General features: G+C 58.8%; 15 protein-coding genes. All 15 read left to right on the plus strand.

Annotation, left to right across the window (positions count from 1 at the left end; genetic code table 11):
- The first annotated feature begins 142 nt into the window (after positions 1-142).
- The 15 genes from rpsB to rnhB all read left to right on the plus strand — a co-directional run bounded on the left by rpsB (position 143) and on the right by rnhB (position 14,785).
- On the plus strand, positions 143-880 hold the full coding sequence (gene rpsB / locus M0814_RS21395) for a 30S ribosomal protein S2 (RefSeq protein ID WP_003222119.1): 738 nt from the start codon (positions 143-145) through the stop codon (positions 878-880).
- A gap of 203 nt (positions 881-1,083) precedes the next feature.
- Positions 1,084-1,947 (plus strand): translation elongation factor Ts, encoded by an 864-nt coding sequence (gene tsf, locus M0814_RS21400; RefSeq protein ID WP_003222121.1) that lies wholly within the window; start codon positions 1,084-1,086, stop codon positions 1,945-1,947.
- Between the two features lie 212 nt (positions 1,948-2,159).
- Positions 2,160-2,903, plus strand: a complete 744-nt coding sequence (pyrH, locus tag M0814_RS21405; protein WP_003222124.1) for a UMP kinase — start codon at positions 2,160-2,162, stop codon at positions 2,901-2,903.
- Positions 2,900-3,457, plus strand: coding sequence for a ribosome recycling factor (gene frr / locus M0814_RS21410; protein WP_103486499.1), 558 nt, complete (start codon positions 2,900-2,902; stop codon positions 3,455-3,457). Before pyrH ends, frr begins: the two co-directional genes overlap by 4 nt.
- A 14-nt stretch (positions 3,458-3,471) precedes the next feature.
- Positions 3,472-4,227, plus strand: a complete 756-nt coding sequence (gene uppS, locus M0814_RS21415) for a polyprenyl diphosphate synthase (RefSeq protein ID WP_003222128.1) — start codon at positions 3,472-3,474, stop codon at positions 4,225-4,227.
- Positions 4,227-5,033 (plus strand): phosphatidate cytidylyltransferase, encoded by an 807-nt coding sequence (locus M0814_RS21420; protein WP_003222130.1) that lies wholly within the window; start codon positions 4,227-4,229, stop codon positions 5,031-5,033. Before uppS ends, M0814_RS21420 begins: the two co-directional genes overlap by 1 nt.
- Positions 5,030-6,220 (plus strand): 1-deoxy-D-xylulose-5-phosphate reductoisomerase, encoded by a 1,191-nt coding sequence (ispC, locus tag M0814_RS21425; RefSeq protein WP_103486498.1) that lies wholly within the window; start codon positions 5,030-5,032, stop codon positions 6,218-6,220. The genes M0814_RS21420 and ispC overlap by 4 nt, the downstream gene beginning before the upstream one ends.
- Positions 6,221-6,274: 54 nt before the next feature.
- Positions 6,275-7,627 (plus strand): sigma E protease regulator RseP, encoded by a 1,353-nt coding sequence (gene rseP, locus M0814_RS21430; protein WP_003222134.1) that lies wholly within the window; start codon positions 6,275-6,277, stop codon positions 7,625-7,627.
- A gap of 74 nt (positions 7,628-7,701) precedes the next feature.
- A complete protein-coding gene (gene bamA / locus M0814_RS21435) occupies positions 7,702-10,089 on the plus strand; it encodes an outer membrane protein assembly factor BamA (RefSeq protein ID WP_103486497.1) in 2,388 nt (795 codons plus the stop codon).
- Between the two features lie 45 nt (positions 10,090-10,134).
- Complete coding sequence (locus tag M0814_RS21440) at positions 10,135-10,638, plus strand: OmpH family outer membrane protein (protein WP_003222140.1); 504 nt, start codon at positions 10,135-10,137, stop codon at positions 10,636-10,638.
- Positions 10,639-10,641: 3 nt separating this feature from the next.
- Positions 10,642-11,697: a UDP-3-O-(3-hydroxymyristoyl)glucosamine N-acyltransferase gene (gene lpxD / locus M0814_RS21445; protein ID WP_045122314.1), complete on the plus strand. Its 1,056-nt coding sequence runs from the start codon at positions 10,642-10,644 to the stop codon at positions 11,695-11,697.
- 106 nt (positions 11,698-11,803) lie between these two features.
- A complete protein-coding gene (gene fabZ / locus M0814_RS21450) occupies positions 11,804-12,244 on the plus strand; it encodes a 3-hydroxyacyl-ACP dehydratase FabZ (RefSeq protein WP_003222142.1) in 441 nt (146 codons plus the stop codon).
- Positions 12,241-13,017, plus strand: coding sequence for an acyl-ACP--UDP-N-acetylglucosamine O-acyltransferase (lpxA, locus tag M0814_RS21455; RefSeq protein ID WP_103486496.1), 777 nt, complete (start codon positions 12,241-12,243; stop codon positions 13,015-13,017). The genes fabZ and lpxA overlap by 4 nt, the downstream gene beginning before the upstream one ends.
- Entirely contained in the window at positions 13,017-14,150 is a 1,134-nt protein-coding gene (gene lpxB, locus M0814_RS21460) for a lipid-A-disaccharide synthase (protein WP_177434739.1), read from the plus strand. The genes lpxA and lpxB overlap by 1 nt, the downstream gene beginning before the upstream one ends.
- Positions 14,151-14,158: 8 nt before the next feature.
- A complete protein-coding gene (rnhB, locus tag M0814_RS21465; RefSeq protein ID WP_003222148.1) occupies positions 14,159-14,785 on the plus strand; it encodes a ribonuclease HII in 627 nt (208 codons plus the stop codon).
- Positions 14,786-14,823: the final 38 nt, after the last annotated feature.

The raw sequence follows: 14,823 nt of genomic DNA on the forward strand, positions 1-14,823 counted from the left end.
AAATGCGCCGCTTTCCGGGGATACCCCGAAAAGCTTAAATCCACACACGTGTCGACACGATGACCTGGGTGCTTTTGGCTTTATGCCACTGGTTGGTCATTGGGATACGTGGAGGCCAAACCCGACTTATTAAGGAACTATCATGTCCCAAGTCAACATGCGCGATATGCTGAAGGCCGGTGTGCACTTCGGTCACCAAACCCGTTACTGGAATCCGAAAATGGGTAAGTACATTTTCGGCGCGCGTAACAAGATTCACATCATCAACCTTGAAAAAACCCTGCCAATGTTCAACGAAGCTCTGACTTTCGTAGAGCGTCTGGCCCAGGGCAAAAACAAGATTCTGTTCGTCGGCACCAAGCGTTCCGCTGGCAAGATCGTTGCTGAAGAAGCAGCGCGTTGCGGTTCGCCGTACGTCGATCACCGCTGGTTGGGCGGCATGCTGACCAACTTCAAAACCATTCGTGCTTCCATCAAGCGTCTGCGTGACCTTGAAGTTCAAGCCGAAGACGGTACTTTCGCCAAGCTGACCAAGAAAGAAGCGCTGATGCGCTCCCGTGACCTGGAAAAGCTGGATCGCTCCCTGGGCGGCATCAAGGACATGGGCGGTCTGCCAGACGCACTGTTCGTGATCGACGTTGACCACGAGCGCATCGCGATCACCGAAGCCAACAAGCTGGGCATCCCGGTCATCGGCGTTGTCGATACCAACAGCAGCCCGGAAGGCGTTGACTACATCATCCCAGGCAACGATGACGCAATCCGCGCTATCCAGCTGTACATGGGTTCGATGGCTGACGCAGTGATCCGTGGTCGCAACAATGTTGCTGGCGGCACTGTTGAGTTCGCAGCTGAAGAAACTCAGGCTGCAGCTGAGTAATTGACGCCCTGGCGTTGACTCAGTAAGCAAAAAGGGGGCTTGGCCCCCTTTTTGCCACCTCGAAAACCGTTTGTTGGCGCCCGTGTCTGGTGGCGCAGCCCCTGCATCTGTAACGTGCGGCGGGTACAAGGTGATTCGGGAAGAATTGAACGCCCGTTCGATCGGGTGGAATGGTTGAAAACCTATCCAAGAGGAATTTGAAAATGGCAGCAATTACTGCAGCGTTGGTTAAAGAACTGCGCGAGCGTACCGGCGAAGGCATGATGGACTGCAAGAAAGCCCTGGAAAAGGCTGACGGCGACATCGAAAAAGCCATTGATGACATGCGTGCTTCGGGCGCGATCAAGGCTGCGAAAAAGGCTGGCAACGTTGCCGCTGAAGGCGCAATCGCAATCAAGGACGACGGTAAAGCTGCCGTTATCCTGGAAGTGAACTCGCAGACCGACTTCCTGGCTCTGCAAGACGACTTCAAGAACTTCGTTGCTGCCAGCGTTGAAAAAGCTTTCGCTGACAAGCTGACCGACGCTGCTCCGCTGATCGCTTCGCAAGAAGCTGCTCGCGAAGCACTGGTTGCCAAAGTAGGCGAAAACGTCAACATCCGTCGTCTGACCCGTATCGAAGGTGACGTTGTAGGTTCTTACCTGCACGGCAACAAGATCGGTGTTGTTGTGGCTCTGAAAGGCGGTGACGTCGAGCTGGCCAAAGACATCGCGATGCACGTCGCTGCGAGCAACCCTGAGTTCCTGCTGCCTTCGCAAGTTTCGGCTGAAGCGATCGAGCGTGAAAAAGCTGTGTTCCTGCAGCTGAACGAAGAGAAGATCAAAGGCAAGCCAGAAAACATTGTTGAGAACATGGTCAAAGGCCGTATCAGCAAGTTCCTGGCAGAAGCGAGCCTGGTTGAGCAGGCGTTCGTCAAGAACCCTGAAATCAAGGTTGGCGAGCTGGCCAAGAAAGGCGGCGCAGAAATCGTTTCCTTCACCTACTTCAAAGTAGGCGAAGGCATCGAGAAGCCGGTCGACAACTTCGCTGAAGAAGTTGCTGCCCAGCTGGCTGCCGCCAAGCAATAAGACGGTTTTTCAACTGTCGCCCGAAAGAGGCTGCCCGCTCACGCGCGCAGCCTCTTTTCAGATGGGGTTACCAATTTTTTATTGGTTTCCACTGGGAACTGACTTACAAAGCCAGGTTCCGATGGCGCTGAAGCAGCGCCAAGCTAGAGTGAACGCCAGCTGTAAAACAGCTTGCAAAGAATTTTTTAAATACGCCGCAGGAGAGATTCGCAATGGCTCAGCAGGGCAGTGGTTATCAGGCTCGCTATAAACGCATTCTACTCAAGCTTAGCGGCGAGGCCCTGATGGGCTCGGAAGAGTTCGGGATCGATCCAAAAGTGCTGGATCGGATGGCGCTGGAAGTCGGCCAACTGGTCGGCATCGGCGTACAGGTCGGTCTGGTGATCGGCGGTGGCAACCTGTTCCGTGGCGAGGCCTTGAGCAAGGCTGGCATGGATCGGGTGACAGGCGACCACATGGGCATGCTGGCCACTGTGATGAACGCCCTGGCCATGCGTGATGCGCTGGAACGTGCCAATATCTCGGCCATCGTGATGTCGGCCATTTCCATGGTTGGCGTGACCGATCACTATGATCGCCGCAAAGCCATGCGCCACCTGAACTCCAAGGACGTGGTGATTTTCGCCGCCGGTACCGGTAATCCGTTCTTCACCACGGATTCGGCAGCCTGCCTGCGCGCCATCGAGATCGACGCTGACGTCGTGCTGAAGGCGACCAAGGTCGATGGCGTCTATACCGCTGACCCGTTCAAAGACCCGCATGCCGAGAAGTTCGATCATCTGACTTATGATGAAGTACTGGATCGCAAGCTGGGTGTAATGGATCTGACAGCGATTTGCCTGTGCCGCGACCACAAAATGCCGCTGCGCGTATTCAACATGAACAAGCCCGGCGCCCTGCTGAACATCGTGCATGGCGGCGCTGAAGGCACTCTGATCGAGGAAGGTCAACAATGATCAACGAAATCAAGAAAGACGCTCAAGAGCGCATGCAGAAATCCCTGGACTCTCTGGCCCATGCATTCGGCCAGATTCGTACCGGCAAGGCTCACCCAAGCATCCTGGGCAGCGTGATGGTGCCGTACTACGGCGCAGACACTTCCATCACTCAAGTGGCCAACATCACTGTAAAAGACTCCCGCACCCTGCAAGTCGTCGCTTTCGAGCGCAACATGCTGGCGGCCGTCGACAAAGCGATCCAGAGCGCCGGTCTGAACCTGAACCCGACCAACCTGGGTGAACTGCTGCTGATCTCCATGCCGGCCCTGACCGAAGAAACCCGTAAGGGCTTCACCAAGCAGGCGCGTGCTGCCGCTGAAGATGCACGTGTTGCTGTGCGCAATATCCGCCGTGATGCGCTGGGCGATCTGAAAAAACTGGTCAAGGATAAAGAAATCAGCGAAGACGAAGAGCGTCGTGCCACCGCTGAAATCGACAAGCTGACCAAAGACTTCGAGGCCCAGATCACCAAGGCCACGGACGAGAAAGAAAAAGACCTGATGGCCGTATAAGGGTCGAGTTTCAAATGGACAAGACCAAGCAGTCTGCGCCGTCCGCGGTGCCGCGCCATGTCGCGATCATCATGGATGGCAACAATCGCTGGGCGAAAAAACGCTTTATGCCGGGTGTCGCCGGGCATAAAGCCGGCGTGGATGCTGTGCGGGCGGTAATCGAGGTGTGCGCCGAGGCCAAGGTCGAAGTGCTCACCCTGTTCGCCTTTTCCAGTGAAAACTGGCAGCGCCCGGCCGATGAAGTCAGTGCCTTGATGGATCTGTTCTTCAAGGCGTTGCGTCGTGAGGCCAAGCGCCTCAACGACAACAACATCAGCTTGCGCATCATCGGTGATCGCTCGCGCTTCCACCCTGAGCTTCAGGCGGCGATGCGCGAGGCGGAAGCCATGACGGCCGGTGCCAACCGCTTTATCCTGCAGATCGCCGCCAACTACGGCGGTCAGTGGGATATCGCTCAAGCGGCGCAGCGTCTGGCGCGTGAAGTCCAGGCCGGGCATCTGCGTCCGGAAGATATCACTCCGGATCTGCTGCAGACCTGTCTGGCCACCGGCGACCTGCCGTTGCCGGATCTGTGCATCCGCACCGGTGGCGAGCACCGCATCAGCAACTTCCTGCTGTGGCAACTGGCGTACGCCGAGTTGTACTTCTCCGACCTGTTCTGGCCGGACTTCAAACACGAAGCCATGCGCACCGCGCTGGCCGATTTCGCTTCGCGCCAGCGTCGCTTCGGTAAAACGAGCGAACAGGTCGAAGCTGGAGCCCGGGTTTAATGCTTAAACAACGAATCATCACTGCGCTGATCCTGCTGCCGATCGCTCTGTGCGGGTTTTTCCTGCTCGAAGGGTCTGGTTTTGCGCTGTTCATCGGTCTGGTCGTGAGCCTGGGCGCCTGGGAATGGGCGCGTCTGGCTGGCTTTACCGCGCAGTCGTTCCGTGTCGGCTTTGCCGCTGTCGTCGCGCTGATGCTGTTCGTCATGTATGTCCTGCCGGGCCTTGCCCCTTGGGTGTTGGGCGCCTCGGTGTTGTGGTGGGCGGTGGCGACCTATCTGGTGCTGACCTATCCGCGTTCGAGCGAGCACTGGTCCACGGCGGCCACCAAACTGGTGATCGGCTTGCTGATCCTGCTGCCGGCCTGGCAAGGGCTGGTTCAGATCAAGCAGTACCCGCTGGGTAACTGGTTGATCATGGCGGTGATGGTGCTGGTCTGGGGGGCCGATATCGGTGCCTATTTCTCCGGCCGTGCCTTTGGCAAGCGCAAACTGGCGCCGCAAGTCAGCCCTGGCAAAAGCTGGGAAGGCGTTTACGGTGGTCTGGCGCTGAGCCTGGTGATTACCGCGATCGTCGGCCTGGTACGTGACTGGACCGTTGGCGAGCTGCTCAAGGGCCTGATCGGCGCTGCGTTGATCGTATTCATTTCGGTGGTGGGCGACCTCACCGAGAGCATGTTCAAGCGTCAATCCGGCATCAAGGACAGCAGCAACCTGCTGCCCGGTCATGGCGGTGTGCTTGATCGCATCGACAGTCTGACCGCCGCGATCCCGATTTTCGCTGTATTGCTGTGGATGGCTGCGCCGTGAGCCGCCCTCAACAGATTACCGTTCTGGGGGCTACCGGCTCGATTGGTCTGAGCACCCTCGACGTCATCGCTCGTCATCCTGAGCGTTATCAGGTTTTCGCACTGAGCGGCTTCACGCGCCTGAGCGAGTTGCTGACCTTGTGCGTGCGCCATGTGCCGCAATTCGCAGTCGTGCCGGAAGTGGCGGCGGCGCGTGGTTTGCAGGACGACCTGCGTGCTGCCGGTTTATCCACTCGCGTATTGGTCGGGGAGGAGGGCCTGTGCCAGGTCGCCTCCGCGCCCGAAGTCGATGCCGTGATGGCCGCCATCGTTGGCGCCGCGGGTCTGCGTCCGACCCTGGCAGCGGTGCAGGCCGGGAAGAAAATCCTTCTGGCCAACAAAGAAGCGTTGGTGATGTCCGGCGCGTTGTTCATGCAGGCCGTGCACAAGAGCGGTTCGGTATTGCTGCCGATCGACAGCGAACACAACGCGATCTTCCAGTGCATGCCGCAGGATTTTTCCCGTGGTCTGGGCGCTGTTGGCGTGCGGCGGATTTTGCTGACGGCTTCGGGCGGTCCTTTCCGTCAGACGCCGATGAGCGAACTGGCGCATGTTTCGCCTGATCAGGCATGTGCTCACCCGAACTGGTCGATGGGTCGTAAGATCTCGGTGGATTCGGCCAGCATGATGAACAAGGGCCTGGAGTTGATCGAGGCTTGCTGGCTGTTCGACGCCAAGCCGTCGCAGGTCGAGGTGGTGATTCATCCGCAGAGTGTGATTCACTCGCTGGTCGACTATGTGGATGGCTCGGTATTGGCGCAGTTGGGCAACCCTGACATGCGCACGCCGATTGCCAACGCATTGGCGTGGCCTGAGCGGATCGACTCGGGTGTTGCGCCGCTGGACCTGTTTGCCATTGCCCGCCTGGATTTCGAAGCACCGGACGAGCAGCGCTTCCCTTGCCTGCGCCTGGCGCGACAGGCGGCAGAGGCTGGCAACAGCGCGCCGGCCATGCTCAATGCGGCCAACGAAGTGGCGGTCGCGGCGTTTCTCGACGGACGCGTTGGTTATCTGGAAATCGCGAGTATCATCGAGGATGTGCTGAATCTCGAGCCAGTGGTTGCGCTTGAGGATCTGGACGCGGTGTTTACCGCTGATGCGAAAGCGCGGATTCTGGCCGGACAATGGCTTGATCGTCACGGCCGATAGCCGTTGCAGGACCATGGCTTCACGCGGCACTGAACAGGATTGCGGAGAAAGTAGATGAGCGCGCTCTATATGATTGCCGGCACCCTGATCGCTTTGGGTGTGCTGGTCACCTTTCACGAATTCGGCCATTTCTGGGTCGCGCGTCGCTGTGGCGTCAAGGTTTTGCGTTTCTCCGTGGGCTTCGGCATGCCCTTGCTGCGCTGGCACGACAAGCAGGGTACCGAGTTTGTCGTCGCCGCGATTCCGCTGGGTGGCTACGTCAAAATGCTCGATGAGCGTGAGGGCGAAGTCCCGGCCGATCAGCTTCATCAATCCTTCAATCGCAAATCGGTTCGCCAGCGTATCGCTATTGTTGCAGCGGGGCCGATCGCCAACTTCCTGTTGGCTCTGGTGTTTTTCTGGGTGCTGGCCATGCTCGGCAGCGAGCAGATCCGTCCGGTCATCGGTGCCGTCGAGTCCGGCAGCATCGCGGCCAGGGCCGGTTTGAGTGCCGGTCAGGAAATCGTCGCCATTGATGGCGAGCCCACTTCTGGCTGGGCGGCGGTCAATTTGCAGTTGGTCCGTCGTCTTGGGGAAAGCGGGGCCCTGCAATTGCTCGTGCGTGAGCAGGGCTCTACAGCGGATACGCCGCGCGAACTGGCGCTCGATCATTGGCTCAAAGGGGCGGACGAGCCCGATCCGATTCGCTCGCTGGGGATTCGCCCATGGCGCCCGGCTCTGCCGCCAGTGCTGGCCGAACTTGATCCGAAAGGTCCGGCGCAGGCCGCTGGTCTGAAAACCGGCGACCGTCTGCTGTCGCTCGATGGTCAGGCGCTGGGTGACTGGCAGCAAGTGGTCGATACCGTTCGTACGCGTCCTGATACCAAAATCTTGCTGCGCGTCGAGCGTGACGGTGCTCAAATCGACGTCCCGGTGACCCTGGCTGCGCGCGGCGAAAGCAAAGCGCCGAGTGGTTATCTGGGCGCCGGCGTGAAAGCTGTGGATTGGCCGCCGGAAATGATCCGCGAGGTCAGTTATGGCCCGTTGGCCGCGATTGGCGAGGGTGCCCGACGTACCTGGACCATGAGCATCCTGACGCTGGACTCACTGAAGAAAATGCTGTTTGGCGAGCTCTCGGTAAAAAACTTGAGTGGGCCGATAACCATTGCTAAAGTGGCGGGCGCTTCTGCCCAGTCGGGCGTTGCTGATTTCCTGAATTTCCTTGCTTATCTGAGTATTAGCCTGGGAGTTCTGAATTTGCTGCCCATCCCTGTACTGGATGGGGGGCATTTGTTGTTTTATCTGATTGAGTGGGTGCGTGGTCGCCCCTTGTCGGATCGGGTGCAAGGTTGGGGGGTGCAGATCGGTATCAGTTTGGTGGTCGGAGTGATGTTGCTTGCTCTGGTCAATGATCTGGGCCGTCTGTAAAGCTTCGCTGAATTGCGAATCTGCCGCATTTTGCGGCAGTTTGTTTATTGCCAGTTGGAATAAGAAAGGACTTCATGAAACGTCTGCTGCTAACTGCGGTTCTCACCGTATTGATGATCGCCGAAGTTCACGCCGAGTCCTTCACTATCTCTGATATTCGCGTCAATGGCCTCCAGCGGGTCTCCGCGGGTAGCGTCTTTGGTGCCTTGCCGTTGAACGTCGGCGAGCAGGCGGATGATCGTCGCCTGGTGGAATCCACTCGTGCGTTGTTCAAAACCGGTTTCTTTCAAGATATCCAGCTGGGCCGCGAAGGCAACGTTCTGGTGATCACGGTCGTCGAACGTCCGTCGGTCGCGAGTATCGAGATCGAAGGTAACAAGGCGATCTCTACCGAAGACCTGATGAAAGGCCTCAAGCAGTCCGGACTCTCGGAAGGCGAGATCTTCCAGCGCGCCACCCTCGAAGGTGTGCGTAACGAGCTGCAGCGCCAGTACGTTGCGCAGGGCCGCTATTCGGCCACGGTTGATACCGAAGTGGTCTCGCAGCCGCGTAACCGCGTAGCCCTGAAAGTGAAGATCAACGAAGGCACTGTGGCTGCCATCCAGCACATCAACGTGGTGGGCAACACGGTTTTCCCTGACGACGACCTGATCGACCTGTTCGAGCTGAAAACCACCAACTGGCTGTCGTTCTTCAAGAACGATGACAAGTACGCCCGTGAAAAACTCTCCGGTGACCTGGAGCGTCTGCGTTCCTACTACCTGGACCGCGGCTATATCAACATGGATATCGCTTCGACCCAGGTGTCCATCACCCCGGACAAGAAACACGTCTACATCACCGTCAACATCACCGAAGGCGAGAAGTACACCGTTCGTGACGTCAAGCTCAGCGGTGACCTGAAGGTGCCTGAAGACCAGGTCAAGTCGTTGTTGCTGGTGCAGAAAGGCCAGGTGTTCTCGCGCAAGCTGATGACCACCACCTCCGAACTGATCACGCGCCGTCTGGGTAACGAGGGTTACACCTTCGCCAACGTCAACGGCATACCTCAGCCGCATGACGACGATCACACCGTGGACATCCTGTTCGCCGTCGATCCGGGCAAGCGCGCCTACGTCAACCGCATCAACTTCCGTGGCAACACCAAGTCCGAGGACGAAGTGCTGCGTCGCGAAATGCGTCAGATGGAAGGTGGCTGGGCTTCGACCTACCTGATCGACCAGTCCAAGACCCGTCTTGAGCGTCTGGGCTTCTTTAAGGAAGTGAACGTCGAGACACCGGCTGTTCCGGGTGTCGACGACCAGGTTGACGTGAACTACGCCGTTGAAGAACAAGCCTCCGGCTCGATCACCGCCAGCGTCGGTTTCGCCCAGAGCGCCGGTCTGATCCTCGGCGGCTCGATCACCCAGAACAACTTCCTGGGTACCGGTAACCGTGTGAGCGTGGGCCTGACCCGCAGCGAATACCAGAGCCGCTACAACTTCGGCTACGTTGACCCCTACTGGACCGCCGACGGCGTGAGCCTGGGTTACAACGCTTTCTATCGCACCACCGACTACAAAGATCTCAACATCGACGTAGCGAGCTATGCGGTAGACAGCCTGGGTGCCGGCGTCAACGTTGGCTATCCGATCAGCGAGACTTCGCGTCTGACCTTCGGTCTGTCCGCACAGCAGGACAAGATCAAGACCGGTCAGTACACCGTCGACGAGATTTTCGACTTCGTTAACAAGGAAGGCGACAACTACCTGAACTTCAAGGCTTCGGCCGGCTGGTCCGAGTCGACCCTGAACAAGGGCGTGTTGCCGACCCGTGGCCGTTCCCAGAGCCTGACCCTGGAAACCACGATTCCTGGCAGCGACCTGTCGTTCTACAAGCTCGACTACCGTGGTCAGTTGTTCCAGCCGATCACCGAGAACTACACCCTGCGTCTGCACACCGAGCTGGGTTATGGCGACGGTTATGGTTCGACCGACGGCTTGCCGTTCTATGAAAACTACTATGCTGGTGGTTTCAACTCGGTACGTGGCTTCAAGGACAGCACTTTGGGTCCTCGCAGTACCCCTAGCCGTGGCGTCGGGGTTACAGGTAACGCCGGTACACTGGCCGACCCGGACCAGGACCCGCTGCCGTTCGGTGGTAACGTGCTGATCCAGGGCGGTGTTGAAGTCCTGTTCCCGCTGCCGTTCGTGAAAGATCAGCGCTCCTTGCGTACCTCGGTATTCTGGGACGTCGGTAACGTGTTCGACTCGACTTGCAAGTCGACCACCAACGCAGATGGTACAAAGGCCAACACTCAGTGCAACGACATCAGCCTGAGCAACATGGCAAGTTCCGTCGGTGTTGGCGTGACCTGGGTCACCGCACTGGGTCCTCTGAGTTTTGCTCTGGCGATGCCGGTCAAGAAGCCGGATAACGCTGAAACTCAAGTGTTCCAATTCTCCCTCGGCCAGACGTTCTAAGCGTCTGACCCAAGACAACGACAATGGATTTTGTAGGAGTGCATCGTGCGTAAGTTGACTCAATTGGTTCTCCTGGCCTCCGTACTGGTGGCAGGCCCGGCGTTCGCCGACATGAAAATCGCCGTGCTGAACTATCAGATGGCACTGCTGGAATCCGACGCGGCCAAGAAGTACGCCGTGGATGCCGAGAAGAAATTCGGTCCGCAACTGACCAAGCTCAAGACGCTGGAAAGCAGCGCCAAGGGCATTCAGGATCGCCTGATGGCCGGTGGCGACAAGATGCAGCAGGGCGAGCGTGAGCGTCTGGAGCTTGAATTCAAGCAAAAGGCCCGTGACTTCCAGTTCCAGTCCAAGGAGCTGAACGAAGCCAAGGCAGTTGCCGACCGCGAAATGCTCAAGCAACTGAAGCCGAAACTGGATAGCGCAGTGGAAGAAGTCATCAAGAAAGGTGGTTTTGACCTGGTGTTCGAGCGTGGCGCAGTCATCGATGTCAAACCGCAGTACGACATCACGCGCCAGGTTATCGAGCGCATGAATCAGCTGAAGTAACCCATGACCGTGACTATCAAGCTCGGCCAGTTGGCCGAGTTCCTCGGCGCCACCCTGCGTGGCGACCCCGAGACGCAAATTACTGGGCTAGCCACCTTGCAGGAGGCTGGCCCAGCTCAGTTGAGCTTTCTGGCAAATCCTCAATATCGCAAATACCTGGCAAGTTCCCAGGCGGCTGCGCTGTTGCTCAAGGAAGCCGATGTCGAAGGTTTTGCCGGCAATGCGCTGGTGGTGCCGGATCCTTACCTGGCTTATGCGCGTATCTCTCACCTGTTCGATCCCAAACCGAAAGCCACCGCGGGTGTTCATCCCACGGCGGTGATTGCGCCGGATGCGGTGGTTGATCCAAGCGCCAGCATCGGCCCGTTCGTGGTGATCGAGGCCGGTGCGCGCATCGGTGCACAGGTCACCCTGGGTGCCCATTGCGTCATTGGTGCCCGCAGTGAAATCGGCGAGGGCGGCTGGCTCGCTCCGCGGGTAACGCTTTATCACGACGTGCGCATCGGCAAGCGGGTGGTGATCCAGTCCGGCGCCGTGCTCGGTGGCGAAGGCTTCGGTTTTGCCAACGAGAAAGGTGTCTGGCAGAAGATCGCCCAGATCGGCGGCGTGACCATCGGTGACGATGTCGAGATCGGTGTGAACACAGCCATCGACCGTGGTGCGCTGGCGGATACCGTGATCGGCAACGGCGTGAAACTCGACAACCAGATCCAGATCGCGCACAACGTCCAGGTCGGTGATCACACCGCCATGGCGGCGTGTGTCGGTATCTCCGGCAGCACCAAGATCGGCAAGCACTGCATGCTCGCCGGTGGCGTCGGCCTGGTGGGGCACATCGATATTTGCGACAACGTTTTCCTGACCGGGATGACCATGGTGACCCACTCGATTACCGAGCCAGGCGCCTATTCTTCCGGCACAGCCATGCAGCCGGCGGCCGAATGGCGCAAAAGCGCGGCCCGCATCCGTCAGCTCGATGACATCGCGCGACGTTTGAAGCAGTTGGAAAAGCGCGTTGGGGAAGTGACCCCCGGCAGTAATGCTTCATCTGATGGCTGATACCATTTCCATATCAAGTGTGCACAGCCTCTAGACTGCCTCCTTGATTTGCTAGAGGAGTGCGCGTCAGTCGCGCTCCCAATCTTTACATAGGCTTCCCCCCGAAATGATGGACATCAACGAGATTCGCGAATACCTGCCTCACCGTTACCCGTTCCTGCTGGTGGACCGGGTGGTGGAACTGGACACTGAAGGCAAGCGCATTCGCGCCTACAAGAATGTCAGCATCAATGAGCCATTCTTCAATGGTCACTTCCCTGCGCATCCAATCATGCCAGGCGTGCTGATCATCGAGGCGATGGCCCAGGCTGCCGGGATCCTCGGTTTCAAAATGCTCGACGTGAAACCGGCCGATGGCACCCTTTACTACTTCGTCGGTTCCGACAAGCTGCGTTTCCGTCAGCCAGTGCTGCCGGGCGATCAATTGATCCTTGAAGCCAAGTTCATCAGCTGCAAGCGTCAGATCTGGAAATTCGAATGCCAGGCTTCGGTCGACGGCAAGCCAGTCTGCTCGGCTGAAATCATCTGTGCGGAACGCAAGCTATGAGTTTGATTGACCCTCGCGCAATCATCGATCCGTCGGCCGTACTGGCTGACGGCGTCGAGGTCGGCCCGTGGTCGATCATCGGCGCAGGTGTGGAAATCGGCGAGGGTACTGTGATCGGGCCGCACGTGGTCCTCAAAGGCCCGACCCGCATCGGCAAGCACAATCGCATCTACCAGTTTTCCTCGGTCGGTGAGGACACTCCCGACCTGAAGTACAAGGGTGAAGAAACCCGTCTGGTGATCGGTGATCACAACGTCATTCGCGAAGGCGTGACGATTCACCGTGGCACCGTTCAGGATCGTTCGGAAACCACCCTTGGCGATCACAACCTGATCATGGCCTATGCCCACATCGGACATGACAGCGTGATCGGCAACCACTGCATTCTGGTCAACAACACGGCTTTGGCCGGGCATGTACATGTCGACGACTGGGCGATCCTTTCCGGGTTCACCCTGGTGCATCAGTACTGTCACATCGGCGCCCACAGCTTTTCCGGCATGGGCACTGCCATCGGCAAGGACGTTCCGGCGTTTGTGACCGTGTTCGGCAACCCGGCCGAAGCACGCAGCATGAACTTCGAAGGCATGCGCCGCCGTGGTTTCAGCGAAGACGCGATTCATGCGCTGCGCCGCGCCTATAAAACGGTGTATCGCCAAGGCCTGACCGTGGAGCAAGCGTTGGCCGAGTTGGCCGAGCCTGCTGCGCAGTTCCCGGAAGTCGCGGTGTTCCGTGACTCGATCCAGTCGTCGACTCGCGGCATCACCCGCTGATCATGGCCAGTCTGCGTATTGCGCTGGTGGCGGGAGAGGCTTCCGGTGATATTTTGGGCGGCGGGCTCATGCGCGCCCTCAAGGCTCAATACCCGGCAGTCGAGTTCATCGGTGTCGGCGGTCCGTTGATGCAGGCCGAGGGCCTGACGTCTTATTTCCCCATGGAGCGACTGTCAGTCATGGGGCTGGTGGAGGTTCTCGGGCGGCTGCGCGAGTTGCTCAAGCGCCGCAAGGACCTGATCGCCACGTTGATTGCCGAGAAACCGGACGTGTTCATCGGCATCGACGCTCCCGATTTCAACCTCAACATCGAACTCAAGCTGCGTCAGGCCGGGATCAAAACCGTGCATTACGTCAGCCCTTCGGTGTGGGCGTGGCGCCAGAAGCGTGTGCTGAAGATTCGCGAAGGTTGCGATCTGATGCTCACCCTGTTGCCGTTCGAAGCAAAATTCTACGAAGAGAAGGGCGTTCCGGTGCGGTTCGTCGGTCATACGCTGGCCGATACCATTCCGCTGCAGGCCGATCGCGCCGCAGCGCGTGCCGAACTCGGCTTGCCCGACGGGCCGCTGGTGGCGTTGATGCCCGGCAGTCGCGGTGGTGAAGTCGGTCGTCTCGGTGCGCTGTTCCTGGATACGGCCGAGCGTCTGCGGGCCATGCGCCCGGGGCTGCGCTTCGTCATACCGTGCGCGAATGCCGAGCGTCGCGCTCAGCTCGAAGAACTGCTGGTTGGCCGTGATCTGCCGGTAACCCTGCTCGACGGCAAATCGCATCTGGCCCTGGCGGCGTGCAACGCGGTGTTGATCGCCTCCGGCACGGCGACACTTGAAGCCTTGCTGTACAAGCGGCCAATGGTCGTTGCGTATCGCCTGGCGCCGCTGACCTTCTGGATTCTCAAGCGCATGGTCAAGAGCCCGTACGTGTCGCTGCCGAACCTGCTGGCCCAGCGTCTGCTGGTACCGGAATTGTTGCAGGATGATGCGACAGTCGAAGCATTGGCCCAGACCCTGGCGCCGCTGATCGAAGGTGGCGAAGAGCAGACCCGAGGCTTCGACGAGATCCACCGCACATTGCGGCTGGATGCTTCCAATCAGGCGGCGGATGCCGTCCTCAACCTGATCGGTCAGAAACCATGAGCAAGACGATGCAGATGGGCCTGGATTTCACTCTGGTCGCCGAAGTTGAAGAGCTGGTGGCCGGTGTCGACGAGGTCGGTCGCGGCCCGTTGTGCGGGGCAGTGGTGACGGCGGCGGTGATTCTCGATCCGAACCGGCCGATTCTCGGTCTCAATGACTCGAAGAAACTCACCGAAGCCCGGCGCGAGAAACTTTACGACGAGATCATCGAGAAATCCCTGAGCTGGTGCATCGCCCGCGCCGAAGTCGAAGAAATCGACGAGCTGAACATCCTGCACGCGACCATGCTCGCCATGCAGCGTGCGGTGGCCGGGCTGCATATTCAGCCGAAACTGGCGATGATCGACGGTAACCGCTGCCCGAAACTGCCGATGCGCGCTGAAGCGGTGGTGAAGGGCGACAGCAAGGTGCCGGCGATTGCCGCCGCATCGATTCTGGCCAAAGTCAGTCGCGACCGGGAGATGTCGGCGTTCGAATTGATCTACCCGGGTTACGGCATCGGCGGTCATAAAGGCTATCCGACGCCCGTTCATCTGGAAGCGTTGGTGCGGCTTGGCCCGACGCCGATTCACCGGCGCTCGTTCGCCCCGGTGCGTCAGGCTTACGAGGCGCTGGAAGGTCTGACGCAGGTTTAGGCGCAAGGCTGATGTTTTGTTCGAGGCCCGGTACAATC

Source organism: Pseudomonas sp. MWU12-2020 (assembly GCF_023100605.1).
Classification (GTDB): domain Bacteria; phylum Pseudomonadota; class Gammaproteobacteria; order Pseudomonadales; family Pseudomonadaceae; genus Aquipseudomonas; species Aquipseudomonas fluorescens_H.